A 25,769-nucleotide genomic window follows, 5' to 3' on the forward strand; every position below is an offset into this window, starting at 1 on the left:
AGGGAAGACCGACCATGGAGCCGTACCGGATCAAGGTCGTGGAGCCGATCCCCGTCACCACCCGCGAGCAGCGTCAGGCCGCCCTCGCCCGTGTCCAGTACAACCTCTTCGACCTGCGGGCCGACGAGGTCACCGTCGACCTGCTCACCGACTCGGGGACCGGAGCCCTGTCCGCCGCCCAGCTCGCCGCCGCCATGGACGGCGACGAGTCCTACGCGGGCTCGCGTTCCTTCCACCGCTTCCACGAGACCGTCCGCGAACTCACCGGCTACCCGCACATCCTGCCTGTGCACCAGGGACGCGCGGCCGAACGGCTCCTGGTCTCGACGCTTCTCGGCCCCGGCAGGATCTTCCTGAGCAACACGCACTTCGACACCCTGCGGGCCAACGTCGCCCTGGCCGGGGGAGAGGCCTGGGACCTGCCCTGCCCCGAGGCCGAGGACCTGGACAGCGCCGAGCCGTTCAAGGGGAACATCGACACCGCCCGCCTCAAGGAGGTCCTGGACGGGCCCGACGGCGGCCGAGTCGCCGCGGTGATCATGACGCTCACCAACAACGGCGGCGGCGGGCAGCCGGTGTCCATGGCCAACCTGACCCTGACCTCCGCACTCTGCCGGGAGCACCGAGTGCCGCTGATCCTGGACGCGGCACGGTTCGCGGAGAACGCCTGGCTGGTCACCCAGCGGGAACCCGGCTACCGCGACCACAGCCCCCGGCAGGTCGCCGAGGAGGCCTTCCGGCTGGCCGACGGCTGCACCATGAGCGCGAAGAAGGACGGCATCGCCCATATCGGCGGCTTCCTCGGCCTGAACGACGGCGAGCTGGCCCGGCGCTGCGAGTTGCTGCTCATCGCGACGGAGGGATTCCCCACCTACGGCGGACTGGCGGGCCGTGACCTGGACATGGTCGCCCAGGGTCTGCGCGAGGTCACCGACCCGGAGTACCTCCGCGCGCGGGCCGAGGACACCGCCTATCTGGCGGACGTGGTGCGGTCGGCCGGCGTCGACATCGTCGAGCCGCCCGGGCTGCACGCTCTCTACCTCAACGCCGGCCGTCTGCTGCCGCACATCCCGCCGCACCGGTTCCCCGGACAGGCGCTGGCCTGCCAGTTGTATCTGGAGGGCGGCATCCGTTCCGTGGAGCTCGGCTCCCTGTACCTGGGCACCGAGGACGAGTCCGGCGCCCCTCTCACCAGCGCCCCGTACGAACTGCTGCGGCTGGCCATTCCCCGCAGGACCTACACCCGCGGCCACTTCGACCACATCGGCCGTGCGCTGGCCCGCACGGTCCGCGACGCGCATCTCGTCCCCGGTCTTCGCATCATCGAACAGCCGCCCCTGCTGCGCCAGTTCCGCGCGAAGCTCGCGCCGGTGGCCCCGCGCCCGTGAGCCGCTCGCCCCGCTGATGCCGCTCGACCTGAACGGACGGTCAGTGCTCGCAGCTGTCCTTCAGGTCGTTGGCGTCTCCCGTGGCGCCGGTGATGTGGGCGGACAGATCGCCCGTCACGAGGACCGTGCCACCGAGATCCCCCATGTCGAGCGTGAGAGTGCGCCCGTCGTACGGACAGATCGTTGGCCTTGCCCGCCACGGCGGTGACGTACCTGCCCGGCGCCTCGTGCGTCGGCCCCGACGGCCCGGGCCACCCTCCCTGGTCGGCCGTTCCGCCCGGGCCGGTGACCCCGTCGGGGCCGCGCGTCCGTGAACCGTCTCCGAGGAACTGGCGGGGGGCGTCTTCCCCGAGCGGCTGCGCGCGGTGGTCGACCAGGGCCGAGCCGAGCCGGGATCCCGCACGCGCCCCCGGGCCGGCCGGGACCCCACCGCCTAAGATCCTGGCATGACCGAAGATCGCGACCGCTGGGCCGAACTGACCGGCGGACAGGCCGGGGAGGAGTACGCCCGGCGTTTCGCGCGGCTCGCCGCGTCGGGCCACGACGTCCACGGTGAGGCCCATTTCTGCGAGACGCTGCTGGCAGAGTCTGCCGCCCGGGTCCTCGACGCCGGCTGCGGCACCGGCCGGATCGCGATCCGGCTCTCCGAACTGGGGCACTCCTGCACCGGCGTGGACATCGACGCCTCGATGCTCGCCGTCGCCCGCCGGGAAGCCCCCGCGCAGGAGTGGCTCCTCGGCGACCTGGCCCGTCTCGACACCTTGGGCCTGGAACCGGGGTACGACCTGACGGTCGCCGCCGGGAACGTCATCCCTCTCCTGGCCCCCGGCACCGAGGCGACGGTCGTCCGGCAGCTGGCAGCCGTACTGCGCCCCGGCGGGCTGCTGGTCACGGGCATGGGCCTGGACGCGGCCCATCTTCCGCTGCCGGAACCGACGGTGACCCTCACCGAGTTCGACCAGTGGTGCGCCGAGGCCGGACTGACCCTCCGTCAGCGGTACGCCACATGGAGCGGCGAGCCCTACGAGGACGGCTGCGGCTACGCCGTCAGCGTGCACTCCCGTTCCACGACCTGAGCGGCCCCGGCCGTGCCCGGCGGCCTCAGCGGGCGAGGACGCTCGCGAACTTCCGGCCCTCCACCACCGGGTAGCCGAAATCCGTCGCGTTGAAGGAGGTCGCCGACGTGGTCGTCAGGCCGGCGGCCGAGCCCCGCAGCACCCATGCCGCGCCGTCGTCGTAACCGTTCGGCACGACGTCCTCGCCGTACGCGCCGATCGTGAGGTCGGCCTTGCCGTTGCCGTTGACGTCCCGCAGCCGCAGGGAGGAGCCGAAGTGGTCGCCGGCCTCGGCCGCTCCGGGCACACCCGAGGTGGCCTGGTGGAAGGACTGGGCCCCGGTCGTGGTCAGCCCGCTCGAACTCCCCTTCAGGAGCACGACGTTGCCGACGCCGCGCTTGCCGTCGACGTCCTCGCCCGGGGCGCCGATCGCGAGGTCCGCGCGCCCGTCGCCGGTCACGTCGCCGAGAGCCAGCGCGGAGCCGAAGGCGTCGTACGCCTCGTCGGTGCCCGGCACCCCAGGGCTGTCCTGGTGGTACGTGCGGCCCTTGAGCGGCAGACCGGACGCCGACCCGTACCGCACCGTGACCGAACCGCCCTCGACGCCCGCGGAGTCGGCGACGACCAGGTCCTCGTACCCGTTGCCGTCGATGTCGCCCGTCGCGACCGCCGACGACCACCATGCCACCGAGCCGGTCGTCCCGTCGTCGGTCAGGACCGTGTGCGCGGAGCCGATGTCGCCGGGCCCGCCGCGCAGCACACCCACGTACCCGGGGGCGGGGGAGCCGTCGGGCTCGGTCCGGCTGCCGTGCAGGACGTACTCGTAGCCGTTGCCGCCGTCCTTCGAGGAGAAGTGGCCGGCCACGATGCCGTCGAGCCGTACGCCGTCCGGCAGGAAGTCGACTTCGGGGGAGAGCGCGCCGTCCTGCGTGGGGCCCCCGTCGCCGTACCACCAGAACGTGTCGTCACCGACGACGGCGAGCTGGGCGGTGCCGTCCCCGTCGAGGTCGGCGAAGGCCGCCCCCTCGCCGAACCCGGTCGCCTCGGCGGTCGGGGCGGTGAGTGCGACCCCACCGGAGGTGAAGGGCTTCGCGCCGCCCCAGACGATCGTCACCGAGCCGCGCGGCTTGCCGGTCACCTCCTCGCCGGGCGCGCCGACGATCAGGTCGGCGTAGCCGTCGTGGTTCACGTCGCCGCTGGTGACGTTCTCCCCGAACTTGTCCACGCTCTCCGAGGCACCGGGCACGCCGGGGGTGTTCTGGGTGACGTTCACGAACCTGGTCCGGCTGACACCGGAGGAGGAGCCGAAGAGGACGGTGACCGTACCGCCGCTCGCCTTGGGCGTGCCGATGGCGAGATCGCGGTAGCCGTCGCCGTTGAAGTCGTCCGCCAGGCCGGAGGGTGCCGCGCCGGCCGGGGGCGCGCCGAGCACCGTGACGGCGAGGGCGAGGACGACGGCCGTGGCCACCGGCAGGGTGCGTGCGCGCAAGGTGATGCTCCTGTCTGATGATCCGACGACCGTACGACCCTCCGAGTGCGCAAAGGGTTGTAGGCGGGAGACGCCGGACGCGACAGCCCCCGTACGGCACGCGCCCCTACTGCTCGCCCAGCCCGACGGCTCGCTGGTCCACCTCGATGTCCGAGCGGGCCACACCCTGGAACCGAGTGGGCCGGAAGGACTCGAGAAGGCTCTGCTCGTGATCGGTGGTGAGCTCGGCCGTGACCAGCCGCCCCAGGATCGGTGCCAGGGTGATGCCGCTGTGCGAGACGAGGCAGTAGACGCGGGACCGCGCGGAGGCGTAGCCGGCGACGGTGTGGCCGTCCGCCGGCAGCGACCGCAGGCCCACCCGCAGGTCGATCCGCGGCTCCCGGCGGGGTCCGGGCAGCAGCGCGGTGAACCGCCGGGCGAGGGTGCGCGCGAGGTCCCCGTCGACGGTCGGAGGTTCCGCCGGGTCGACGTCCGCGTTCAGGTCCAGGGCTTGCAGGACGGTGCCCCCGCCGGCGGCGGGCCGGAGGTTGAGACCCGGGCTGTGCACCACGCAGCGCAGGTCCAGGGCGGGGGACGTGGCGTATCCGAGGAGGCCGACCGTCTGCGCCCCACGACCGGTGTCCGTCACCATCGGGATGTCGATGCCGGCCCGTGCGGCGAGCCGCCCGGTCCAGCGGCCCGCCGCCAGGACGACGCGATCGCCAGTGTGGACCTGGCCCCCGACCAGGGTGACGCCGACCGCGTCCGGCCCGTCGTCGACGGCCACGACCTCACCGACCAGATACCTGGCGCCGTGCCGCTCCGCGCCCGTCAGCAGGTTCCGCACGAAGAGCTCCGGCAGCACGTATCCCTCACCGGGGAAGTACGCGATGGAGGTGATCGTCGCCGGGACACGGAGTCCGCCCGCTGTCCGCGTGGCCTCTTCGGCCGTGACCCAGTGCACGGGGTAGCCGAGGGACCGCAGCCGTGCCACGTTGTCGGCGAGCCGCTGCTCGTTCGCGGCGTCCGCCCACTGCAGTGCCCCGCTGGGGAAGTAGGACGGCGCACCGGGCAGTCGCTCGGCGAGCCTGGCGTGTTCCTCCATACCCGCGAGGTTCAGCCGGTGGTAGGCCGGGTCGGGCTTCCTGCTGGAGTTGGTCCAGGCGAAGGTGGTCGCGCTCGCCCCCGTGCCCGCTCCCCGCTGATCGAGGAGGAGAACGTCCTGGCCGGCGACGGCGAGCTGCCTCGCGACACTCACGCCCAGGACACCGGCACCGATGATGATGACCTTCATGGTTCGCGCATCCCCTTTCCGGAGGCGACTGGTGCTCACATGGCCGGGACCGGCAGCTCCAGGAAGAACTCGGCGGTTCCCGGACGGACGAGGGTCGTGACGACCTCGATGGTGGTCGCGTCCTCGGTGCGCAGCTCCCTGCGCCGCATCAACGCCGGTGCCCCGGCCTCGCTGTTCAGCAGTACGGCGTCCTGCTCCCCGAGGACCACCGGATCGAGGTAGAGCCGGATCGCGTCGACCGGCACGCCCCTGTGCCGCAGATAGGGGAGGGTGACGAGGTCTTCGAGGTTCTCGTTCAGGAGGTCGGGGGCGGCGGCGAAGAGCACGACGTGCCGTTCGACCGACTGTGGCTCCTCGCGGACGTCCAGCTTGCGGCGGACCAGTTCCACCACGGCCGTGTCCGCTGCGGCGCCGGGGAGGGCCAGGACCGCGTCGGCGGCCCGGACGATCCGCGCGGAGACGACCTCGTGGCGGCCCGGTGTGCCCTTGGCGGCTGTCGCGGGGGTGACGAAGTTGAGCAGGTTGATCTGCCGCGCCACGTCCGCGACGAACGTACCGTGCCGCCGTCGGCGGATCGCCAACCCCGCCTCCGCGAGGTCGTTGAGGACCCGCTGCGCCGTGGCACGACTGACGCCGTGCTCGACGGAGAGATCCTTCTCGGTCGGCAACCGGGTGCCGGGCGGCAGTTCCCCGCCCCGGATCCTCGCTTCGATCTGTCGTCTGATCTGCACGTAAAGCGGCGCGGCCAACTGACCAGTCCGTTCCTCGAATCCGCCGTCCGGCGACGTGGTTCCCAGCCAGACCCCGACACATTGACCATACAATCCACCAATTGACCGGTCAATTGGTGGAGTTGCTGGATCTCGTACGCTGGCTCCGCATGACAGACGTCGAGATCGAGATCACCGCGGAGCTGGTGCGCGATCTTCTCCAGGACCAGCATCCGGACCTCGCGGGGCTGCCCCTCCGAGCGGTGGCGGGCGGCTGGGACAACCAAATGTGGCGCCTCGGCGACGAGTTGGCCGTGCGCATGCCGCGCACGGAACGTGCCCCGGATCTCCAGAGCAGGGAGCGTCGGTGGCTGCCCGACCTGGCCCCGCGCCTGCCGCTCCCGGTCCCGAGACCCGTGCGCACCGGCGAACCGTCCGCGCGCTTCCCCCGACCCTGGACCGTCATGACCTGGGTCCCCGGCGAGCCACTGGACCACAGCTCCATCAGCCGCGGGGACCACGCGGCCGACGAGTTGGCGCACTTCCTCAGGGCGCTGCACGTGGAGGCGCCCGTCGACGCGCCGATCAGTACGGACCGCGGCGGTCACCCCAGCGAGTCCACCGGAGGCTTCCACCACTTCGTCCACGCCGTGCCCCTGGGTGACACGGCCGATGAGGTCCGGGCCGTCTGGGACGACGCCGTCGCGGCCCCCTGCTGGGAGGGTCCGCCGCTGTGGGTGCACGGAGACCTGCACCCCGCGAACGTCGTCGTCACGGACGGGACGCTGGCGGGCGTCGTCGACTTCGGTGACATGTTCGCCGGCGATCCGGCATGGGACCTCGCCGCCGCCTGGGTCATCCTTCCCGACGGCGCCGCCGCACGGTTCTTCGACGTGTACGCGCGTGCCGGCGAGGCGACGATCCGCCGCGCCCGCGGACTCGCCGCCATGAAGTGCCTGTTCCTCATGCTCATGGGCCTGAACGGAGACCGGGGCCTTCCCGGCGGCAAGCCGACCTGGGGCCCCTTGGGCCGGGCGGCGCTCGAAAGGGTCACCTCCGGCCTGGGTTAGTCCACCGACGGCGTACCGCTACAACGGGATCCGGCGGCCGAGGAAAGCGGCGACGTGGTCGAGGGTGGGGGCGTTCTCGGGTGTGGGCTGCGCCGGGGCGATGGAGCCGCCTGCCGTGCGGGGCAGGGCGCCGTAGATCTCCCGGACGACCGGGAGGGCGGCACGCGCGACGTCGGGTTCCAGGTCACGGTCGAGGCCGAGGGCGGTCGCGAGGTCCCAGCCGTGGACGAGCAGTTCGACGAGGAGTTGCTCGACCACGCGACGGCCGGGAGCGGGACCGAAGGAGCGGTCCAGCATGCCCGGTCGCAAGAACGCCTCGCGGGCCCCGGAGGCGGCGGTCTCGAACGCCGCGACGTGGTCGTCGCCGAGGTGGTCCTCGGTGTGGCCGACGGTGGGGGGCGTGCCCAGGGCCAGGCCGCCCCAGATGATGTTCTCCCACACGAGGTGGTCGAGCAGGTCCCGTACGGTCCACGCCTCGCAGGGGGTCGGCCGGTCGAACCGCTCCGGCGTCGCCGCGCGCACGAGCGCGTGCACGGTGTCCTGGACACGCGTGAAAGCGTGCAGGACACCGCCCGGCCAGGGGTCGGTGTCGTCCGCGTAGAGGGCTTCGAGCGCGGCGGCGCGGGCGCCGGGCGCGGGGTTGGCGTGCAGCGCGGTGACGAGCCACCGGCCTTCCTCCGCGACGCCGGCGGGCGCGGGTCGGCCGCCCAGGACACACAGCAGTTGCCAGAAACGCTCGACGGCGGGTTCGGCCGCGGCGGTGAGCTGCTCGCACAGCAACGCGCGGGCCTGGGTGCCGTCGGCGTCCACGGCGGGGTCGGTGTTCGCGCGGCTGGGCAGCCAGGCGGCGACGACGTCGGCGACGACCTGGTCCGCGGCCGGAGAGTCCGCCGCGGTGCCGGCCCGCATCGCCTCGCGGACGCGCGCGGTCCAGGTGTCGGTGAGGGCCCGCATCTCCTCCGCGAAGGAGGCGTCCCGCACTCCCTGCTTCTGACGGGCGGCGTACTCGGCCATGCGCCGCACGGCGGGACGCAGGTCTCCGTCGGCGATGAGTTCACCCAGCTCCAGCCAGGCTTCCACCTGCTCGTCGGTGGGATCCTCCGGAATATCGGAACCGGCCGCGAGGAGCCCCTCGCGGAAGTGCGGCACCTTCAGGTCGCCGAGGGTGTCGGTGAGGAAGTCGTGGACCAGTGCGCGTCGTTCGTCGGGGGACAGGTGGGCGGTGCGGGTCATCAGAGCGAGTCCTTCGTGGGTCGTACGTCGGGTGACGGTGCGCAGGACGGCCTGGTGGGTCCGCAGGCGGCGGATCTGCGCCTCCAGTGCCTCGACGTGTGCGGCGGCCACCTCCGTGAGCCCGTCCCCCCGGTCCAGGGCGGCCCGGATGTCCCCGAGCCCCATCCCCAAGTCCCGCAGTGTGCGGGCCAGGTGCAGCCTGGCCACGCCGACGGTGTCGTAGCGGCGGTAGCCGCCGCCGGTCCGTCCGACCGGTGTCACGACGCCCACGTCCGACCAGTGCCGGACCACTTTCACGGGCAGACCGACCTGCCGTGCCACGGCCCCGATGCTCCACGTGGGCCGCGAGGCGTCGTCCCTGTGCATGCGCTCCACTCTCGACTCTCCCTCCGTGGGAGAGTCAAGCAACCCGTGGGCGGGGCCGGCAGTCGGGCCCGGCTAACCCAGCGTCTGATACACCCGAGCTGTCACAGGCGGGTGTTCGGGGGATTGCGGGCAACGGTAGATCTGCAGCTGCTCGTCACTGAGGTCGATCGTGGTCGCATCACCCACCGGCGGGTAGCGCCGCAGGTCGTCGGCATCGGCGTCCTCGATCGGACGCCAGCTGCCTCTGTTGTGCCCGTTCCACTCGCTGAGACCTACGGTGAGCAGGGGTTCGGCCGTCGCCCCGCATACGCAGCGTTCCGGCTGGCCACCGTCGCGCTCGTCCGAGTGGACGGCCCCCCAGCCGCCCGTTTTCCATCCCGGAGCCACCGCGAACTCGGTGTAGTCGTGCCCGGTCTCCTCCTGCCAGGCGCGCACCCGTGCGCGTACGTCGGCGGGGAGCTGGGGGAATGCCGGATACTCGGTCACCTGTTCCGGATGCAGGACGCAAGGCGCGGGCCAGTAGTCCTCCATTTCGATCACGGTCGGCTCCGGCGGTGGCGACAGAACCGCGGTGACCTGGTCGGCGCGGCGCCAGCGCACATGGACGCCCGGAATGTCGTCGTCATGATCCATGAACGGGCACCACAGGACCTGGAGCAGGTCCGCGCCGTCGGGTCCGTCCAGACCGGGGACGTCCCGCGCGTAGAGCTGGGCGATCGGCAGCAGGGGCACCGGATCCGTATGGGGACCGTCGGCTTTCTTCGGTGTGTTCCGGTCGAAGATCGCTTGTTCCTCGGGCGTGTGGGGCGCGTCCTCCGGACGGGAATACCAGGTGACCGTGACGTGATGGGCGGCGCGGACCGCCGCCAACTCCACCACCTCGTACACCTCGTGCGACCGGGTGCAGGTCGGCCACGGCTCCTCCCGAGGCCACAGCAACGGACCGCCCACCGAACTGTCCTCGACCGTCGGCGAACCCGAACGCGGATGCAGCCGAGTGACGTTCCGGGACAGGGTGGCCAACTCGGGAAAGAGCGTGGCCACATCCAAGGGGCGCGGTGGCGTCGTACGTGTCATGACTTTCTCCTCTTTCAGGTCATGGGGTCATGGGGTCATGGAAGCATCCGGCCTGACACGCCCCGCGGGAATGGCCTCCAAGTCGGCTTCCCTCAGGTCGAGTTGTGGCAGGATCCGATGGCATGTCGCCGTCGATCACATGGTCGGACACGTCCGGTCGCCGTCTGCTGAGTGTCCTGCTCGTCCTGCTGGTGCAGCTCCTCGCGGTCGGTCCCGGTGCGCGGGACGCCGGTGCGGCGGCCGGGTCGGGGGCGAGCGCGGCCGCGACGCCGGATCGCGCCCGCTACGACGTGTCCCTGCGCTCCGACAGCGACGGCAGTCACTGGACGGGGCGGCAGCGGGTGTCGTTCCGGAACGCCGCCCGGCAGCCGCTGCGGGAGGTGTACCTCCGCCTGTGGGGCAACGGCGAGGACCAGTGCGGCACGCCCGGAACGCCGCCGCCCGTCACCGTGTCGAACGTCGTCGGCGGCACGCCGGGTCGGCTCACCGTTCGGTGCACGGCCCTGCGCATCGCCCTCCCCAGGCCGCTCGGGCACGGGGAGCGCACCTCGGTGGCCTTCGACGTCTCCCTCACCGTGCCCGACCGCAACGCCCGCTTCGGCCGCGACGGCGCCCACAGCTTCCTCGGCAACGCCCTCCCGGTGCTGGCCGTACGCGACGCGCGGGGATGGCACCTCGACCCGTACGTGGCCCTCGGCGAGAGCTTCTACGCCCTGGCGAGCGACTTCCGGGTCCGGCTCGACCACCCCACGGCCCTGAAGGTGCCCGCGACCGGTCGCACCCGAGCGCTCCCCGGCGGCAGCGGCCGTACGGTCACGCTGAGCGTCGCGCACCGGGTGCGGGACTTCGCGTGGGCGGCGGGCCCGTTCCGCACGGCGACGGAGACCACGCCCGGGGGCGTGCGCGTGAAGTCGTACTGGGCGAGCGACACCCCTGCCGAGGGAGTACGCCTCAACCGCGCGGACGCCGTCGCCGCGATCGACCGCTTCGGCGGGGAGTTCGGCCGCTACCCGTACGGCGAGATCGACCTCGTGATGACCAGCGGCTTCGGCGGCGGCATGGAGTACCCGGGTCTGGTGCTGGTCGGCACCACCGAGGAGGGGGGCGCCGTCGTCCACGAGGTGGCGCACCAGTGGTGGTACGGCATCGTCGGCAACGACGAGTACGCCTCACCGTGGCTGGACGAGAGCTTCGCCCAGTACGCCAACGCCCGCTTCTACGGGTGGGAGACCCGCGACTGCTGGTCGGAGGTCTCCTGGCCGAGCGACACCGCCGCGCTGACCAACTCGATGGAGTATTGGTCCGAGCACCGGGGTGAGTACCACCTCGTCTACTTCGCCGGGCCCTGCGCCCTGGCGGACCTGGAACGCACCCTCGGCGCTGACACCATGGCCCGGCTCCTCAAGCGGTACGCCGAGGACCACTGGTACGGCGTTTCCACCACGGCCGCGTTCAAGAAGGCGGCCCAGGAGGCGACGGACGAGGACCTCGGCCCGTTCTGGGAGAGCCACCGCATCCGTTGACGATGCCTCACACGGGGGAAGCCCGCCGTCGCCCGGACTGATCTGAACACCGTCATCCGCACCGCCGCACTGACGGAGGAGGGTCCGCGCGTCGGCGCCGGTGGTGCCATCGTTCGCCCGTGTCGCGCCGCGCGCGTCGGCCATCGACGACGAGGGCCGGTTCTGCATGGCCTCGGCGGCGGCCGCCGTCAACAGGGACTTCGACCCGGACCGGGGACTGCCGTTTTCGCTCGCCTCCCCCGAGTCGTCGGTAGCGTGATCGTCGTGATGGTGGGCACTGAGGAAACCCGGCTGGTCGTGCTGCGCGGCAACAGTGCCTCGGGGAAGTCGTCCGTGGCGGAGGGCCTGCGGGAGCGGTTCGGCCGTGGTCTGGCTCTGGTCGCCCAGGACAACCTCCGCCGCACGGTGCTCCGCGAACACGACCGGCCGGGCGCGGCGAACATCGGCCTGATCGACCTGACGGCTCGTTACGCCCTCGACGCGGGGTTCCATGTCGTCGTCGAAGGCATCCTCTACGCCGACCGTTACGGCGACATGCTCGCCCGCCTCCGGGCCGACCATCGCGGCCCGACCCACAACTACTACCTGGACGTCCCGTTCGACGAAACCCTCGCCCGGCACGCCACCAAACCGATCGCCGAGGTCGTCGAGGAGGCCCGGTTGCGGGAGTGGTACCGGCCCCGGGACCTGCTGCCCGGCGGGATCGAGACCGTCATCGGCGCTGACAGCCCCCTGGAGCAGACCGTCGACCGCATCATGGCAGACACCGGCCTGGCCCACGTGCCCGCGGTGGACCGCTGACCGGGACTCGGTCGCGGCAGCCTTGTCGCTAACCTGTGCGAGTGACGCTCGCCGATGACCGCAGTTTTCCCGCCGCGCTCGCCGCCGCCATGGCCGCCCCGTTCGATTACGCGGGCGGCGACGGGGTCGACTTCGAACCTTTCGAAGCGTTCCTGTCCGCCGAGGAGACCACCGACTGGTTCCGGGCATGGACGGGAAACGACCAACTGGACGGCGACGCCTTCCGCGTCTTCGGCCAGGACGGCTCGGGTGGGTACGCGGCGTTCTGGCTGATCCGGCCGGGCCGGCCCCTGACGGACCAACCCGTCGTCTTCCTCGGTTCCGAGGGGGAGACCGGGGTCGTGGCGCGCGACCTGGGCGACTTCCTGTGGCTGCTTGCCGACGGCTTCGGCCCCTGGGAGGCGGCCACATCGTACGAACCTGACTGGATCCCGACCCCGGATCACGAACTGACGGCCGTCGCCGAACGCTTCGCACCGGACCGCCGCCGACCGGCCGCAGCCGTGATCGAGCTGGCCACCCAGGAGTTCCCCGACTTCGACGACACCGTCATGGCCCTCTGCCGCTGAGAGGAAGCCGCGAGGAAGCCGCATCGATTGCGGGGGCAGCCGCACGTCGGGGGCGCCATGCGGCGACGTGGTCGTGGCTCGCTCGTCCCCGCGCCGTTGCTCCGGCCGGGCGCATGTGAGGCGCGGTGCGGCACCCGGGCGGGGAGGCTGGCGTCATGACACCCTCCGTGACAAGGCGGCTCGCAGTCGTCCTGCTTCTCTTGCTCGCCGTTGTCCCCGGGGTGGTCGCGGCGTCCCCGGCCGGTGGGGGGTCCGGGGCCTCGGGCGGGTCGTCCGCGACCGTCGACGATCCACTGCCGGCATTCGAGAGGGCCGCCCATCCCTTGCGCACCGCCGATCCCTGGGGCCCCACCGAGGACCTGCGTCCTTTCGGGCAGGCGGTCGGCGACGCGGTCATGGTGGGCATCGGCGAGGCCGCCCACGGCTCCCGCGACTTCGTCACTTTCAGGCATCGTGCAGTGCGGTACCTGGTCGAGGAGAAGGGCTTCCGCTCCTTCGCCCTGGAGGCCAACTGGAGTGCGGGGCTCCGCCTGGACGGCTACCTGCTGACCGGTCGTGGCGATCCCGCCCGGATCATGTCCGAGGAGTTCCAGAACGCCTACCTGCTGCTGCACAGCCGGGAGTACCTGGACATGGTCCGCTGGATGCGTGCGTACAACGTCGCACACCCCGACGACCCGCTCAGATTCGTCGGCAACGACAATGCCTACGCCGGACCGGAACCGTACGACCGGGTCGTCGACCACGTGCGCAGGGCCCACCCCGACCTGTCGCCCCTCGTCACCGAGCTGTATCGGGGACTGCGCCCCACCCTGCCCGTCGGCGAGTGGATGCGTGCCGCCGCGTCCGCGCCGCTGGACGAGCGCCGTGCTCGGGCCGAGCGCACCGGCCGTGTCCTCGCTCTGCTCCGCGCCCGCGAACCCGCCGAGGCGGATGCCGACGGCCACGCCTGGGCGGTCCAGCACGCCACCGCCGTCGACCAGGTGGCGCGCATGTACGCCTTCGATCTCACGGACCCCGGCGCCGTGCGGGAAGCCATGGCCTACCGCGACACCGCCATGGCGGAGAACACCCTGTGGTGGCATCGCCATACAGGTCACCGGCTCGTGGTCGGCGGACACAACAGCCATCTGTACACCAGCAGTTCCACGCCCAACCTCCCCCTCACCCAGGGCACGGTGCTCCGGCAGCGACTCGGCGGGGGCTACCTGGCGGTGGGGCTCTCCTTCGACCGGGGCGCCGTGCACGCCACCGAACAGGGCCTGCAGGACCCGGTCGACGAAGACGTCAAGCGCTTCGAGGTGGAGCCCGCCGCCCCGGGTTCGGTCGAGCACACCCTGGACCGGGTGAGTCACCGCGACTGGTTCCTCGATCTGCGCACCGCGCCACCCGCCGCCCGAGCCTGGCTGGACACCCCCCGGCCGAAGCGGGAGATCGGCACGGACTTCCCTCCGCCCGACGACCAGGTCAACCTGCTGAGGTCCGCGGACCTGCTGGTGCACCTGCACGAGATCCGGCCGAGCCGCCCGCTTCCACGCGACTGATCTCCCGAGGGCACGCGCCCCCTGAGCGCCCAGCCGTTGGACGCGAATCGTCCCGCCCCTCACCGATCAGCTCGTCGACGCCCTGCTCGGTGACCGATGGCGCCCGCGACAGTGCGGCTGGACCGAGGTCGTGCCTGCCGACGAGGCCGTGTCAGCCGACCATGTCGCAGCAGGCCGGGCCTCCGCGAAGCGGTCTGCGGGCAGGTCGTTTCGCTCGCGGCGGATCTCGCTCGCGGCGAGCAAGATCGGCTGAAGCGTTCCTACGGTCCCGTCGAGGGAAGCGGGCCCTCGGTGTCTGCGCGTACCGTGCGCCCGTCCGCGCCGAGGGCGCTGCGGTAGGCCCGTTCGTCGTCCTCCCCGAACACCGTGAAGATCACGCGGTCGAAGCGACCGGGATGCGCTGCGAGCCAGTCGGCGACGGTGCGCAGCGCGACGGGTGCCGCCTCCTCCTTGGGGTAGCCGAAGACGCCGGTGCTGATGGCACACAGCGCGAGTGTGCGGATGGTCTCCACCTCGGCCGCGAGGTCCAGGCAGGCTCGGTAGGAGGAGGCGAGCAACCGGGCGTCCCGTGCCTGCGGACGGCCCCGCACGACCGGGCCGACGGTGTGCAGGACGTACCGGGCCGGCAGGTGGTATCCGCGGGTGATCTTGGCCGTGCCGGTGGGTTCGAGGGCCCCTTGCGCCGTGACGATCGTGGCGCAGTCGTCACGCAGGCGAGGTCCGGCGGCGCTGTGGATGGCGTTGTCGATACAGGGGTGCAGCGGGCGGAAGCAGCCGAGCAGCCGGCTGTTGGCGGCGTTGACCACGGCGTCGGCGGCCAGTGTGGTGATGTCTCCGCGCCACAGCACGGTCCCGGCTGCGCCGGGGTAGGCCGTTCCGTTGAACTCCTCACCGATGGTGGGGAGTTCGTGTGCCGGGACGGCGGGGCGTAGGTCCCGCTCGGCGCCGAGGATCGCGTCCAGATGCCGGTCCACTTCCTCCGGCAGCGGACCGGGATCGCGTACGGTCAGCAGGGTGCGCAGCACTCGACGGGCCGTGGCGGCGTCGGTGCCGGTTTCGGTGTCGGCACCGGTTTCGCCGTCCGCATCGGTGAGGCGCCTCAGCGTATCGGCCCGCAGCCCCGAACGGGACACGGCCGGGTCGGCGGCGAGCAGGCGCAGTGCAGAGCGCACATGAGCGTCCAGCCGAGCGGCCGCGGCAGGGGCGGACGTCGGACGGAAGGGCTCGTCGAGGGCGACGGCGGATCTGTATGCGGCCAGGGACAGCGAGGAGGACCGGGTCTCCGTCCCGGTGACGGCATCTGATCCGACGCGGATCGGCATCATCGAAAGCTCCGGGTGGTGCGGGGGGCGAGGTTCGCCGGTGGCCGGCCCCGCGCGTGGGCGCGCGAGGCCGGCCACCGGCCGGTGACTCACACTTCTTCGCGTGTGCTGACGTGTGGTCGAGCCGGGCGGTGTGCGGGCCCGTCAGAACAGGCCGTTGCCGTGCGGCAGTTCGGCCGGTACGGGGGCGATGACATCCCAGTGCTCGACGATCCTGCCGTCCGCGACACGGAAGAGGTCGTAGTACGCGACGGGCACACCGAACTCGCCCTCGGACTGGGTCAGGACGAACTCGCCCTCCGCGACGATCCGGTGGACCTTCTTGTAGACGAGGTTCTTGCCCTGCTCGGCCCATTTGGCCGCGGCCGCCCCGAAGCCGTCGAGGCCGTCGGCGGCTTCGGTGTTGTGCTGGTGGTAGGTCTCCGTGGAGATGTAGTCGGTGAGCACCGAGTAGTCGGCGCCGACGAGGACCTTCTCGGCGAACTCGGCCACCAGGGCGCGGTTGGCGTCGGTCCTGTCGGTCTCGGTGACCGCTGCGGGGCCGTCGGTCTGGGAGCGGCCGGAGACGGTGTCCTGGACCAGCGGGGTCAGGGCGTCCCAGTGCTCGGCCAGCTTGCCGTCGGCGTCGATCCGGAAGATGTCGAAGCCGACGAGCGGGTCCGGACCGAAGCCGTGGTAGGTGCCGTGCAGGGCGACGAGGTCACCGTCGGCGATGACGCGGGCGCCCTCGTAGCGGAAGTCCTCGCCCAGGCCGGCGACCAGTTTGCGCAGGGCCTCGGGGCCGTCGGCGGCGAGCGCGCTGTGCTGCTGGTAGTCCGCGGCCACCCAGCGGTCCACAGCCGTGGGGTCCTTGTCCCCGAAGAGTTCGGTGGCGGCCTGAAGGACGGTGTTCTTCGCGTTGCTCATGACTGGCTTCCTTGTTCGGGGACCTGGCCGGGACGGTCGAAGGCCCGGCGGGCATGTGTTCAAACTATGCCAACGACCTGAGATTTCCCCGCAGAAACGGGGACCAGTGATGTTCAAAAAACGACACGCTGGTCTCTGCGTGCGTCAGCGGGCCACGGCGCGGACCACGTGGGCGAGGGGAGTGGCGGGACGGCCGGTGAGGCGGGGCACGGCATCACTGACGCCGTCCAGTTCGCCGGAGGCGATGGCCGTGTAGGTGGACACCCAGGCGTCCAGCTGCCAGTCCGGAGCGCCGTAGGAGGCACGGGAGGCGTAGGCCTCCTCGACGGTCTCCTCCCGGTAGGTGACGGCGCGTCCGAGCTGCTCGGACAGGACGGCGGCCGCGTCGGCCAGCGAGAGCGACTCGGGTCCGGTCAGGTCGTACGTCACGCCCGCGTGGTCGTCCGGCCGGGACAGCACCGCGGCGGCCGCGTCGGCGATGTCGTCCTGGGCGACGAACGCGGCGCGCCCGCTGCCGGCCGGGCCGCGGATGGCACCGTCCTCGCCGACGAGGTCCGGGACGAACTCCGCGTAGATGTTGTCCCGGAGGAAGGTGTACGCCAGCCCGCTCGCGCGGATGTGCCGTTCGGTGTGGAAGTGGTCGCGCGCCAGGGTGAAGGTGGCGTCGGGCGCCGCACCGTAGAACGAGAGGTACACCAGGTGCCGTACACCCGCCTCGGCGGCGGCGTCCACGAACGCCTTGTGCCGGGCGAGCCGGTCGGCGCTCTCGGACGCGGAGACCATGAAGAGCGTCCGTGTTCCCGCGAGGGCGTCCAGCACGGCGTCCCGGTCGGCGTACTCGCCGCGCACGGCGACCGTCCCGGGCAGCCGAGGGGCGCGCTCCGGGCTTCGCACCAGGAGTTTCTGCGGCAGTCCTCGCTCCGCCAGACACCGGGCGACGCGGCCGCCGAGCCGGCCGGTGGACCCGGTGACGACGGTCGTGGGGGTGGATGCGGCGGTTGTTCCGGACATGTGGGCATGCCTTCCTGCAGACGTTCCGTTTCCCCCAGTGGCACTGTCAACATACGGAGAGAGCTGGGAGGAAGCCGGATAAACTTGCGACTGATGATGGCCAAAAACCGACACGACTCCCCACGCGACATCCCGGAGATCCTCTTCGCCGCGCCCGCCGGGACACCCGCCGGCATCGAGGTCATGTCGCTGGCCGAGCTACGGCGGCGCGTCCCCGAGGAGGACCTCGCCCGGCCCCGACGCCCCGGCTTCCATCATCTGCTCACGCTCACCTCGGGCGATCTCCGGCACGTCGTCGACTTCGACGGCTACGCCCTGAGTCCGGGCTCCTGGCTCTGGGTGCGCCCGGGGCAGGTGCACCAGTGGGGCGACCTCGCCCACGCCGAGGGCACCCTCATCCTCTTCCAGCAGGACGTGCTGGACCCGGGCACGGCGACAGCCGCGAGGGTCGACGATCCGTACGCACCGGTCGTCACCACTCCTGGCGCGGCCGACGCCGAGGCGGTGGCCATGGCCGCGGACCACCTGAGCCACGAGTTCCGGTCCCTCGGCCGTCTGCCTCTCGACATGCACATCGCGGCTCTGCGGCACCTGCTCGCCGTCCTCCTGCTGCGGCTGGCCCACCTCACCGGCCCGGCCGACGGTCCCGCTCCGGAGCCCGACGAGACCTACCTGCGCTTCCGGGACGCGGTCGAACGGCACTTCACCGCCACCCGACGGGTGGAGGACTACGCCCAGATGCTCGGCTACTCGGGGCGCACGCTGGCCCGGGCGACCCTGTCGGGCGCCGGGCTCAGCGCGAAGGAGTTCATCGACCGCCGGGTCGTACTGGAGGCGAAGCGTCTGCTGGCGCACAGCGACGACAGCGCGGCGCAGATCTCGGACCGCCTCGGCTTCGTCACGCCCTCCCAGTTCAGCAAGTTCTTCATACAGCGCACGGGCCGTACCCCGATCGACTTTCGCGTCGGGGTACGGGGGCGTGCGGCGGGCTCGGAGCCGTCGACGGCCCCTGGCAGGGGCGCCGACGGGCGGACGGATCAGAACGGGTAGTGGGCCTGCTGGGTCGCGATGGTCACCCAGCGGGTGTTCGAGAACGCCTCGATGCCCCACCGGCCGCCGAACCGGCCGTAGCCGGAGGCCTTGACGCCGCCGAAGGGGGCCATCGGCTCGTCCGCCACCGACTGGTCGTTCACGTGCACGATGCCGGTACGGATGCGGCGCGCGACGGCCAGTCCGTGGGTGGCGTTCTCGGTGATGATGCCGCAGCTCAGACCGTTGTCGGTGTCGTTGGCGACGGCCACGGCGTCCGCGTCGTCGCCGAACGTCTCGACCACGCAGACCGGCCCGAAGGCCTCCGCGTAGTACAGGTCGGCGTCCTTGGTGACGCCGGAGAGCACGGTCGCCGGGTGCACCGCGCCCTCGGGCCGTCCGCCGCCCGTCAGCACGGTGGCGCCCTTGGCGACCGCGTCCTCCACCAGCGCGGCGACGCGCTGTGCGGCGGAGGCGCTGACCAGCGGGCCCACCACGGTGTGCGGATGCGCGGGGTCCCCGGCCTGGAGCCCGGTGACCTTGGCGGTGAACTTCTGCGTGAACTCCTCGGCGAGGGACTCGTGGACGAGGATGCGGTCGCCGGACATGCAGATCTGCCCGGCGTTCATGAAGACGCTGAAGGTGACGGCGTCGACCGCGTAGTCCACATCGGCGTCGTCGAGCACGATCACGGAGTTCTTGCCGCCCAACTCCAGCACGGCGGGCTTGAGATGACGGGCCGCGTGCTCGCCGATGATCCGGCCGACGCCGGTGGAGCCGGTGAAGTTCACCGCGCGCACCCGCTCGTCGGAGATCAGCGCCTCCGCGATCTCCGCGGCGTCCTCGGGGGCGTTGGTGACGACGTTGAGCACGCCGTCGGGGAGGCCCGCCTCGCGGAACACGTCCGCGACCAGCAGACCGCAGGCGATCGGCGCGTCCTCGCTGGGCTTGACGACGACCGTGTTCCCGGCGGCCAGCGGCGCCGCCACGGCCCGCACCCCGAGGATGACGGGCGCGTTCCACGGCGCGAACGCCGCCACCACGCCCAGCGGTTCACGCACCGCGAGACCGAGCGCGCCCTCCTTCTGGCTGCTGAGGACCTCGCCACGCGGCGCGGTGATCGCGGCCGCCGCCTCACGCAGGATGTTCGCCGCGAGCGCCACGTTGAAGTACGCCCACGGCCGGGTGCCGCCGGCCTCGTGGGCCATGATGTCGGCCACCTGCTCGGCACGCGCGTCCAGCAGATCCGCTGCCTTGAGGAAGATCGCGCGACGGGCGAACGGCGCGAGCGCGGCCCATGCGGCGAAGGCCGCGTCGGCCGCGTCGACGGCCAGGGTCACGTCCTGCGGGCCGGCCGCGGCGACGGTCGCGTAGACCTCGCCGGTGTAGGGGTTGACGTCCTCGGCGGTACGGCCGGAGAGAGCGGGGACGTCCTTGCCGTCGATGCGGAGTTCACGGGTGAGAGACATGAAGGGCTTCTTTCGGTACGGGCTGTCGTGGCGGGCCACGGGGTGTGCGGGCTACGGGGGGGCGGGCTACGGGGTGTGCGGGGGTTGGAGCAGCTTGCGAATCTCAGGCGGGCATGCGGACGATCGGCTTGATGACGTCGCCGGCGTACGACGCCTCCAGTGCCTCCTCGATCCGGTCGAACGCGAACCAGGAGACGAGGCGATCCATGGGGAAGCGACCCTGGCGGTACAGGTCGATGAGCGCGCCGATGAGCGCCCAGGTGCCGAGCATGCCGACCGAGTCCGCTGCCGGCGTACGACGGAGATGATGCCGGTGCCCACGACGTGGTCGCCCTCCCGCGCCGACGTGACACCGGCACCCACCGCGGTCACGACCCCCGCGCCCTCGTGGCCGAGCACTCCGGGGGAGGGGAAGGGGAGATCACCGTGACGTGCCAGGCCGTCGGTGTGGCAGATACCGGTGGCCGCGATCCGCACGACCACCTCGCCGGCTCCCGGCTCCTCCAACTCGACGTCCTGAAGCCGGAACGGGCCGTCCTGCTCGTCGAAGACGGCGGCTTGTATGCGCATGGCGGCCTCCCGGGCACAGGGAACAGCACTGTTCTCCTGGTGAACTTAGATCCACAGACTGCGGCGGCGTGAGTCTGCGCCTGTCCGGACCCGGTGTCAATGAAACGAGGCCGAGCAGTTTCGTATCTGGAGACCAGCGTTTTGACTATTCAAACAAGATCGTCCGGCGCCCCCTCCCGGTCAGGACTGCGGCCGATGGCCGAGCCGGCCCGAGATCTCCGTCGTCGCTCGCCGCAGGGGAGCTTCCAGACGTGCCATGACGGATTCCATCGAGACGTTCCACACCGTGAGGTGCACCGCGACATTGACCGCGGCCACCACGGCGCCGGAACGGTCCCGCACCGGCGCGGCCAGCGACCGCAGCCCTGGCGCCAGTTCCTCGTCGCTGACGGCGAATCCGGTCCGCCGGACCCGTGCCAGAGCCACCATGAGCTGCTCCCGCGCGGTGATGGTCTTGGGCCCTCGCCGGGCGAGATCCGTGCGATCGATCAGGTCACGCAGTACGGCCGGCTCCCGGTGCGCGAGCAGGACCTTGCCCATCGAGGTGCAGTACGCCGGAAGGCGGGAGCCGACATGCAGGTGGAGCCCCAGGGCGAAGGTGCCCGCGCGTCCGCTGCGCCGCCGGTCGACGTAGACGATGTCCGGGCCGTCGAGCACGGCCATGCTCACGGTGTAGCCGGTCTCGTCCGACAGGGCCTGGAGGAGCGGCCCGGCGACGCGGGTGATCTCCATGGAGTTGATCGCCGCGAATCCGAGATCGACGACCTTGGGCCCCAGGGAGTACTTCCGGGAGTCCGGGTCCTGTTGCAGATAGCCGAGTTTGGCGAGTGTGGCCACGTACCGGTACGCCGTGCTGCGATTGAGGCCGACCGCGCGCCCCAGGTCGGAGATGCCCAGCACGGGGCGGTTCTCGCTGAACGAGGACAGGATCAGCAGGCCGCGTTCCAGCGACTGGGAGAACCCGGCGGCGACCGCCGCCTTCGGGGGCGCCACCGTGTCCTCGGTGTCCTCGGTGTCGTCGGCCGCGAGGGGAGGCTGGGGCTCGTCGGATGCCGACGGCGGTGTCCGGGAGGTCATGTCGCATCGTAGCGCCGAGTGTTTGAACTATTGGAACACGCTTCGACAGACCGGATGATCACACCCGTACGCTGCGAGCCGTTGCCCACGCGGCCGGCATCTCGACCAGCATGGCCGCCTGGCGACGTGTCTTCGAGGTCGACCTCACTCGTCGACGTGACGCCCCTCCGCCGCACCGGCCGCTCGGAGGAGGTCGCGGCCGTCTCGCGTTCATGCTCTCCGACGAGGCGAGTCTCCTGAACGGCGTCGACATCCTCGTCGACGGCGGTGCGCTCGCCGCCGTCCGCGACAGGTGACGGCACGCGCAGAGGTGGGGGAGCGGCGTGCCGGGGAGCGGGCTGATCGACTGGTTCGCTCTCCAGCCGCTACCCCTCGGTTACCATCTGCCGCGGCAGGGGGCCCCTCCCCGGTCGTCGAAGAGGGAGACTTGGCCAGGTGAACGTTCCCGACCCCACGGCGACGGACGCGGGCCCGCCGGCCCGGCCTGTCACGGTGCGCCACCACATCGGCGGCGCGTGGACCGATTCACTGGGCGGAGGGACCTACCCCGATCACGACCCGTGGTCCGGAGCCGTCATGGCGACGGTCGCCGCGGGTGACGCGGAGGACGCCCGCCGGGCGGTGGACGCCGCCCAGGCGGCCTTCGCCGGGTGGGCCCAGGCGCTGCCGGCCGAGCGACAGCGGGTCCTGCTGAGTGCGGCGGACGTCCTCGACCGCCGCCGCGAGGAGGTGATCGGCCTGCTCACGACGGAGACGGGGTGCGGCCGCCACTACGCGACGGTGCAGGTCGACTTCGGCGTCTCGCTGCTCCGCCAGGCCGCCGGACTTCCCTACACCGCTGTCGGACAGGTGCTGCCCTCGGACATCCCCGGGACCCGGGCGCTCGCCGTTCGTGGGCCGGTCGGAGTCGTCGCCGCCATCGCCCCGTGGAACGCCTCGCTGGTGCTGTCCGGTCGCGGCGTCGTCGCCCCGATCGCCCTCGGCAACACGGTCGTCCTCAAGCCGTCCGAGGAGTCCCCTCTCACCGGCGGCACCCTCTGGGCGGAGATCTTCGCCGAAGCCGGGCTCCCGCCAGGCGTCCTCAACGTGATCACCCATGCCCCCGGCGACGCCGGTGCCATAGCGGACGCGCTCCTGTCCCATCCCTCGGTACGCCGCGTCAATTTCACCGGCTCCACGCCCACCGGCCGCCGTCTCGCCGAGACGGCCGGCCGCCACCTCAAGCGCGTCGTCCTCCAGCTCAGCGGCCAGAACCCGTTGCTCGTCCTCGCCGACGCCGACCTGTCCTACGCGGTCGACGCCGCGATCTACGGCGCGTTCGTGCACCAGGGACAGGTGTGCATGTGTGCCCGCCGGATCTACGTGGAGCGACCGATCGCGCAGGAGTTCACGCGCCGCTTCACCGAGAGGGCGGCCGCGCTGCCCGTCGGTGACCCGCACGACCCGCGCACCGTGGTCGGACCGGTGATCAACAAATGGGCGCTGTCCCTCCTGGACCGCCGTGTCGAGGAGGCCGTCTCGATGGGCGCCCGCCTGTTGACCGGGGGAGTGGCCGAACCGCCGTGCTACCCGCCCACCGTCCTGACCGACGTCCCCGAGGACGCCGAACTCGCTTTCGACGAGACCTTCGGCCCGGTTGTGATCCTGGAGACGGTCGACGACGCCGACCACGCGGTGGAGCGCGCGAACGCATCCCGCTACGGGCTGACCGCAGGTGTGCTGACCGGCGACGTCCATCGTGGACTGGACATCGCCCGCCGCCTCCAGGCGGGGATAGTGCATGTCAACGACCAACCGGTCAACGACGAACCGAACATGCCCTTCGGCGGCGTGAAGGAGAGCGGCTGGGGCCGCTTCGGCACGGGGTTCGCGGCCGAGGACTTCACCGAACTCCGCTGGATCACACTGCGCGGCGAGCCCCGCGACTTCCCGTTCTGACCGCCTGATGGTTCTGACGTCGGTGCTGACGGGCAGTTCTGCGTCCGGCCCGTTCTGCGTCCCCTTCTGCCGGGCCGAGGGAGGACGACGCGGCGCCCGGCCGGTCGCGGGACGTACCCGCGCACCGAACCCTACGACGTCCACCCCGCGGGGAAGCCGCCCATCGCGGGCGGTGACCTGACCGACCGGGAACGACAGATCCGCCTGCTGGCCGGGCACCCGCAGGCGCGCCGTACCGGCTGGGGCCCGGCCTGGCGCGCCACGCGGCACCCGCGAGGTGGAGTCGGCACCCGCCCGAGCCAGCGACGAGGTTCCCGTTCGCACGTCCCCGTATCATCAACTGCGCGCTCGGTATGCGTGACGGTGACCCGGTCCCTCGGAGCGGCCGGACCGCACAGTCGACGCGTCCTCGAGGTCCCGACGGACCGGAGGTACCGGAACCGCACACGCACGAAGAGGGGGCACGGTGTCCCTCACGGACAAGGCCATCGAGCAGATTCGGGAGCTGATCCGGACCGGCGAGCTGCCGCCCGGTTCGAAGCTCCCTCCCGAGCCGGATCTGGCGGCTCAGCTGGGGCTGTCCCGCAACCTGGCGCGCGAGGCGGTCAAGGCGCTGGCGGTCGCCCGTGTGCTGGAGGTCAAGCGGGGCGACGGCACCTACGTCACCAGCCTGCAGGCGAGCGTGCTGCTCGAGGGCCTCGGCGGTGCCGTGGAACTGCTCCAGACCGACGCGGGCGCGCTGCTGGACCTGATGGAAGTACGGCGGCTGCTCGAACCCGCCGCCACCGGGGTCGCTGCCACCCGCATCACCGACGAGCAACTGGCAGGTGTCAAAACCCATCTCGACGCGATGCGGGAGGCCCGCGACGACGTCGAACTCCTCAACGCGCACGACGCGGCCTTCCACCGCGCCGTCGTCGAGGCCACGGGCAACGAGTCCCTGCTGGCACTGCTCGAAGGCGTCTCCGGCCGCACGCTGCGCGCCCGCGTCTGGCGAGGCCAGGTCGACGCGCAGGTCGCGGCCAGGACCGTCATGGAGCACGAGGCGATCTACGAGGCGCTGGCCGCCCGCGACGCCACGCTCAGCCAGGCAGCCGCGCTGCTGCATGTGAGCAGCACGGAACAGTGGCTGCGCGAACACCTTGAGTCCGAAGGTGCTGCTCCCTCGGCCACCGAAGCGAACTCCGGCTGAGAGCGGGACGATCGCGGTGACGGGCATCCGCTTCAGGCGCTGAACACGGCGTTGCGGCGGAGCAGCTGCGCGCACCACCGGAAGTGCCCGTCGCGTTCGTCCAGGCCGAAGAGGTCATAGGTGATGAGTGCGTATGCGGCCTGATAGGTGGTGAGCGTCGCCGGCGGGTACCCCAGCTCGTGGGCGAAGAGCGCGGTCAGCTCAGCGGTGTGCTCTGCGGCGTACGGCCCGTACATGTCGTGGACGGCGGCGGTGACGCCGGCCTCGAAGGCCGGGTCGCCGGCGGTCGTGCAGAAGCCGAAGTCGAGCAGGGCGACGGGCCGTCCGGTCGCGTCGACGTGGATGTTGGGCGGGACGAGATCGCCGTGGATCACGGTCACCGGGGCGTCGGGGAGCGAGAGCAGTGCCTCCAGCGTGCGTTCGACCCCCGTGTCGAAGTCCGGCACGTGGGCGGCCAGGGCGGCACCGTGCCGGCCCGCGGCCCGGGCGACCAGGGCCGCGAGGGCGTCGCGGAAGCCGTCGCGGTCCCGCCACAGCGGACGGTCGTCACCCTGGACCGTCAACGCACGCATGGCGTCGGTGCCGGGCACGGAGGCCAGGCCTCGAAGCACGGCGAGGAGTGCGTCCTTGTGCGGGGTGGGCAGGTCGCGCTCGTAGGCGGCGTGCGCGGAGTCGACCCGCATCGGGCCCCCGGGGAGTGCACGCTCGTACGTCACCAGGACGCCCTCGTGGTCCTCGACGTCGAAGATCTCCGGGGTGGCGAACGGCAGGGAGTGCCGCGCGATGTCCGCGTACACCTGGCGGGTCAGGTCGAGGTCGACCGCTGGCCGACCGCTCCACACCTTGGCCGCCCGGCCCTGGCCCAGCCCGTAGACGACGCCCTCGACACCAGCACCGATGCGACGGACACCGGTGTGCCCGCGGTCGGCGAAGTACGCGAGCCATGGGTCGGAGAGTGAGGCTTTCATGTCCAGGATCTTCTCCATCCGAGCATGAGACCGGCAAGGGCCCCGCCCGCCGTCGGATCCCAGCGGATTCGGCTGTCCCGACGCCGTGGCCGCGTACACCAGCGCGGGCAGATCGGCGCCGGCGATCAGACCTTCGAACAGCTTCCCGTAGTGGCGTGCCTCCACGCTGACCGTAGATTTGCCCCGTGC

24 protein-coding genes and 1 pseudogene are annotated in these 25,769 nt (G+C 71.7%); 12 read left to right on the forward strand and 13 right to left on the reverse strand.

Translation table 11 applies throughout. The annotated features are described in order from the left end of the window. Positions 1-14 precede the first annotated feature (14 nt). Entirely contained in the window at positions 15-1,388 is a 1,374-nt protein-coding gene (locus ACZ9QC_RS41535; RefSeq protein ID WP_472917863.1) for a tryptophanase, read from the forward strand. A gap of 446 nt (positions 1,389-1,834) precedes the next feature. Continuing rightward, positions 1,835-2,464: a class I SAM-dependent DNA methyltransferase gene (locus ACZ9QC_RS41540; protein ID WP_472917864.1), complete on the forward strand. Its 630-nt coding sequence runs from the start codon at positions 1,835-1,837 to the stop codon at positions 2,462-2,464. A gap of 25 nt (positions 2,465-2,489) precedes the next feature. Here ACZ9QC_RS41540 and ACZ9QC_RS41545 read toward each other — a convergent pair whose 3' ends face one another. The 3 genes from ACZ9QC_RS41545 to ACZ9QC_RS41555 all read right to left on the reverse strand — a co-directional run bounded on the left by ACZ9QC_RS41545 (position 2,490) and on the right by ACZ9QC_RS41555 (position 5,954). Then, positions 2,490-3,932: an FG-GAP and VCBS repeat-containing protein gene (locus tag ACZ9QC_RS41545; RefSeq protein ID WP_472917865.1), complete on the reverse strand. Its 1,443-nt coding sequence runs from the start codon at positions 3,930-3,932 to the stop codon at positions 2,490-2,492. A 106-nt stretch (positions 3,933-4,038) separates the two neighbouring features. Continuing rightward, complete coding sequence (locus ACZ9QC_RS41550) at positions 4,039-5,205, reverse strand: NAD(P)/FAD-dependent oxidoreductase (protein ID WP_472917866.1); 1,167 nt, start codon at positions 5,203-5,205, stop codon at positions 4,039-4,041. A 35-nt stretch (positions 5,206-5,240) separates the two neighbouring features. Next, on the reverse strand, positions 5,241-5,954 hold the full coding sequence (locus tag ACZ9QC_RS41555; RefSeq protein WP_472917867.1) for a GntR family transcriptional regulator: 714 nt from the start codon (positions 5,952-5,954) through the stop codon (positions 5,241-5,243). Between the two features lie 131 nt (positions 5,955-6,085). On the opposite strand from ACZ9QC_RS41555, the gene ACZ9QC_RS41560 reads away from it, so the two are divergent. After that, positions 6,086-6,985, forward strand: coding sequence for an aminoglycoside phosphotransferase family protein (locus tag ACZ9QC_RS41560; protein ID WP_472921958.1), 900 nt, complete (start codon positions 6,086-6,088; stop codon positions 6,983-6,985). A gap of 18 nt (positions 6,986-7,003) precedes the next feature. Here ACZ9QC_RS41560 and ACZ9QC_RS41565 read toward each other — a convergent pair whose 3' ends face one another. Together ACZ9QC_RS41565 and ACZ9QC_RS41570 are read right to left on the reverse strand one after the other, a co-directional pair. Beyond that, the gene (locus ACZ9QC_RS41565; protein ID WP_472917868.1) at positions 7,004-8,584 is read right to left on the reverse strand and encodes a TIGR03086 family metal-binding protein; all 1,581 of its coding nucleotides are present in this window, start codon (positions 8,582-8,584) and stop codon (positions 7,004-7,006) included. A 72-nt stretch (positions 8,585-8,656) separates the two neighbouring features. Then, the gene (locus ACZ9QC_RS41570) at positions 8,657-9,661 is read right to left on the reverse strand and encodes a hypothetical protein (protein ID WP_472917869.1); all 1,005 of its coding nucleotides are present in this window, start codon (positions 9,659-9,661) and stop codon (positions 8,657-8,659) included. Positions 9,662-9,783: 122 nt separating this feature from the next. Here ACZ9QC_RS41570 and ACZ9QC_RS41575 point away from each other — a divergent pair, with 122 nt between their 5' ends. From ACZ9QC_RS41575 to ACZ9QC_RS41595, 5 genes are all read left to right on the forward strand, one after another. Then, positions 9,784-11,184 carry a M1 family metallopeptidase gene (locus tag ACZ9QC_RS41575; protein ID WP_472917870.1) on the forward strand — a complete coding sequence of 467 codons (1,401 nt, stop codon included), beginning with the start codon at positions 9,784-9,786 and terminating at the stop codon, positions 11,182-11,184. Positions 11,185-11,287: 103 nt separating this feature from the next. After that, entirely contained in the window at positions 11,288-11,443 is a 156-nt protein-coding gene (locus tag ACZ9QC_RS41580) for a hypothetical protein (RefSeq protein ID WP_472917871.1), read from the forward strand. Between the two features lie 8 nt (positions 11,444-11,451). Then, positions 11,452-11,985 (forward strand): AAA family ATPase, encoded by a 534-nt coding sequence (locus tag ACZ9QC_RS41585; protein WP_472921959.1) that lies wholly within the window; start codon positions 11,452-11,454, stop codon positions 11,983-11,985. 89 nt (positions 11,986-12,074) lie between these two features. Beyond that, positions 12,075-12,554, forward strand: coding sequence for an SMI1/KNR4 family protein (locus ACZ9QC_RS41590; RefSeq protein WP_472921960.1), 480 nt, complete (start codon positions 12,075-12,077; stop codon positions 12,552-12,554). Between the two features lie 155 nt (positions 12,555-12,709). Continuing rightward, positions 12,710-14,098, forward strand: a complete 1,389-nt coding sequence (locus ACZ9QC_RS41595) for an erythromycin esterase family protein (RefSeq protein ID WP_472917872.1) — start codon at positions 12,710-12,712, stop codon at positions 14,096-14,098. A gap of 260 nt (positions 14,099-14,358) precedes the next feature. Here ACZ9QC_RS41595 and ACZ9QC_RS41600 read toward each other — a convergent pair whose 3' ends face one another. From ACZ9QC_RS41600 to ACZ9QC_RS41610, 3 genes are all read right to left on the reverse strand, one after another. Next, positions 14,359-15,423, reverse strand: a complete 1,065-nt coding sequence (locus ACZ9QC_RS41600; RefSeq protein ID WP_472917873.1) for a protein-ADP-ribose hydrolase — start codon at positions 15,421-15,423, stop codon at positions 14,359-14,361. A 141-nt stretch (positions 15,424-15,564) separates the two neighbouring features. Continuing rightward, positions 15,565-16,326 carry a nuclear transport factor 2 family protein gene (locus ACZ9QC_RS41605; protein ID WP_472917874.1) on the reverse strand — a complete coding sequence of 254 codons (762 nt, stop codon included), beginning with the start codon at positions 16,324-16,326 and terminating at the stop codon, positions 15,565-15,567. Between the two features lie 144 nt (positions 16,327-16,470). Further along, positions 16,471-17,337, reverse strand: a complete 867-nt coding sequence (locus tag ACZ9QC_RS41610; RefSeq protein WP_472917875.1) for an SDR family oxidoreductase — start codon at positions 17,335-17,337, stop codon at positions 16,471-16,473. A 93-nt stretch (positions 17,338-17,430) separates the two neighbouring features. Here ACZ9QC_RS41610 and ACZ9QC_RS41615 point away from each other — a divergent pair, with 93 nt between their 5' ends. Beyond that, positions 17,431-18,387 carry a helix-turn-helix domain-containing protein gene (locus ACZ9QC_RS41615; protein ID WP_472917876.1) on the forward strand — a complete coding sequence of 319 codons (957 nt, stop codon included), beginning with the start codon at positions 17,431-17,433 and terminating at the stop codon, positions 18,385-18,387. Here ACZ9QC_RS41615 and ACZ9QC_RS41620 read toward each other — a convergent pair. From ACZ9QC_RS41620 to ACZ9QC_RS41635, 4 genes and pseudogenes are all read right to left on the reverse strand, one after another. Further along, positions 18,375-19,835: an aldehyde dehydrogenase family protein gene (locus ACZ9QC_RS41620; protein WP_472917877.1), complete on the reverse strand. Its 1,461-nt coding sequence runs from the start codon at positions 19,833-19,835 to the stop codon at positions 18,375-18,377. The genes ACZ9QC_RS41615 and ACZ9QC_RS41620 overlap by 13 nt on opposite strands. 103 nt (positions 19,836-19,938) lie before the next feature. Beyond that, positions 19,939-20,106, reverse strand: coding sequence for a hypothetical protein (locus tag ACZ9QC_RS41625; RefSeq protein ID WP_472921999.1), 168 nt, complete (start codon positions 20,104-20,106; stop codon positions 19,939-19,941). 95 nt (positions 20,107-20,201) lie between these two features. After that, a pseudogene (locus tag ACZ9QC_RS41630) lies at positions 20,202-20,405 on the reverse strand (alcohol dehydrogenase catalytic domain-containing protein); the annotation flags it as partial. A gap of 180 nt (positions 20,406-20,585) precedes the next feature. Continuing rightward, positions 20,586-21,482: an IclR family transcriptional regulator gene (locus ACZ9QC_RS41635; protein ID WP_472917878.1), complete on the reverse strand. Its 897-nt coding sequence runs from the start codon at positions 21,480-21,482 to the stop codon at positions 20,586-20,588. 110 nt (positions 21,483-21,592) lie between these two features. On the opposite strand from ACZ9QC_RS41635, the gene ACZ9QC_RS41640 reads away from it, so the two are divergent. From ACZ9QC_RS41640 to ACZ9QC_RS41650, 3 genes are all read left to right on the forward strand, one after another. Continuing rightward, complete coding sequence (locus ACZ9QC_RS41640; RefSeq protein ID WP_472917879.1) at positions 21,593-21,778, forward strand: hypothetical protein; 186 nt, start codon at positions 21,593-21,595, stop codon at positions 21,776-21,778. Between the two features lie 139 nt (positions 21,779-21,917). Next, complete coding sequence (locus ACZ9QC_RS41645; RefSeq protein WP_472917880.1) at positions 21,918-23,420, forward strand: aldehyde dehydrogenase family protein; 1,503 nt, start codon at positions 21,918-21,920, stop codon at positions 23,418-23,420. A gap of 466 nt (positions 23,421-23,886) precedes the next feature. Further along, positions 23,887-24,612, forward strand: a complete 726-nt coding sequence (locus ACZ9QC_RS41650) for a FadR/GntR family transcriptional regulator (protein WP_472917881.1) — start codon at positions 23,887-23,889, stop codon at positions 24,610-24,612. Positions 24,613-24,644: 32 nt separating this feature from the next. Here the strand turns inward: ACZ9QC_RS41650 and ACZ9QC_RS41655 are convergent, their stop codons facing one another. Further along, the gene (locus tag ACZ9QC_RS41655) at positions 24,645-25,580 is read right to left on the reverse strand and encodes an aminoglycoside phosphotransferase family protein (RefSeq protein ID WP_472917882.1); all 936 of its coding nucleotides are present in this window, start codon (positions 25,578-25,580) and stop codon (positions 24,645-24,647) included. Between the last annotated feature and the right edge of the window lie 189 nt (positions 25,581-25,769).

The sequence above is a fragment of the Streptomyces sp. HUAS MS02 genome, from assembly GCF_055702265.1.

Bases quoted from the DNA above. Each gene is read 5' to 3' on its own strand.
- ACZ9QC_RS41535 (WP_472917863.1), top strand. From the start codon at position 15: ATGGAGCCGTACCGGATCAAGGTCGTGGAGCCGATCCCCGTCACCACC.
- ACZ9QC_RS41540 (WP_472917864.1), top strand. From the start codon at position 1,835: ATGACCGAAGATCGCGACCGCTGGGCCGAACTGACCGGCGGACAGGCC.
- ACZ9QC_RS41550 (WP_472917866.1), bottom strand. From the start codon at position 5,205: ATGAAGGTCATCATCATCGGTGCCGGTGTCCTGGGCGTGAGTGTCGCG.
- ACZ9QC_RS41560 (WP_472921958.1), top strand. From the start codon at position 6,086: ATGACAGACGTCGAGATCGAGATCACCGCGGAGCTGGTGCGCGATCTT.
- ACZ9QC_RS41565 (WP_472917868.1), bottom strand. From the start codon at position 8,584: ATGCACAGGGACGACGCCTCGCGGCCCACGTGGAGCATCGGGGCCGTG.
- ACZ9QC_RS41570 (WP_472917869.1), bottom strand. From the start codon at position 9,661: ATGACACGTACGACGCCACCGCGCCCCTTGGATGTGGCCACGCTCTTT.
- ACZ9QC_RS41575 (WP_472917870.1), top strand. From the start codon at position 9,784: ATGTCGCCGTCGATCACATGGTCGGACACGTCCGGTCGCCGTCTGCTG.
- ACZ9QC_RS41585 (WP_472921959.1), top strand. From the start codon at position 11,452: ATGGTGGGCACTGAGGAAACCCGGCTGGTCGTGCTGCGCGGCAACAGT.
- ACZ9QC_RS41590 (WP_472921960.1), top strand. From the start codon at position 12,075: ATGGCCGCCCCGTTCGATTACGCGGGCGGCGACGGGGTCGACTTCGAA.
- ACZ9QC_RS41595 (WP_472917872.1), top strand. From the start codon at position 12,710: ATGACACCCTCCGTGACAAGGCGGCTCGCAGTCGTCCTGCTTCTCTTG.
- ACZ9QC_RS41600 (WP_472917873.1), bottom strand. From the start codon at position 15,423: ATGATGCCGATCCGCGTCGGATCAGATGCCGTCACCGGGACGGAGACC.
- ACZ9QC_RS41605 (WP_472917874.1), bottom strand. From the start codon at position 16,326: ATGAGCAACGCGAAGAACACCGTCCTTCAGGCCGCCACCGAACTCTTC.
- ACZ9QC_RS41610 (WP_472917875.1), bottom strand. From the start codon at position 17,337: ATGTCCGGAACAACCGCCGCATCCACCCCCACGACCGTCGTCACCGGG.
- ACZ9QC_RS41615 (WP_472917876.1), top strand. From the start codon at position 17,431: ATGATGGCCAAAAACCGACACGACTCCCCACGCGACATCCCGGAGATC.
- ACZ9QC_RS41620 (WP_472917877.1), bottom strand. From the start codon at position 19,835: ATGTCTCTCACCCGTGAACTCCGCATCGACGGCAAGGACGTCCCCGCT.
- ACZ9QC_RS41625 (WP_472921999.1), bottom strand. From the start codon at position 20,106: ATGCTCGGCACCTGGGCGCTCATCGGCGCGCTCATCGACCTGTACCGC.
- ACZ9QC_RS41635 (WP_472917878.1), bottom strand. From the start codon at position 21,482: ATGACCTCCCGGACACCGCCGTCGGCATCCGACGAGCCCCAGCCTCCC.
- ACZ9QC_RS41640 (WP_472917879.1), top strand. From the start codon at position 21,593: ATGGCCGCCTGGCGACGTGTCTTCGAGGTCGACCTCACTCGTCGACGT.
- ACZ9QC_RS41655 (WP_472917882.1), bottom strand. From the start codon at position 25,580: ATGAAAGCCTCACTCTCCGACCCATGGCTCGCGTACTTCGCCGACCGC.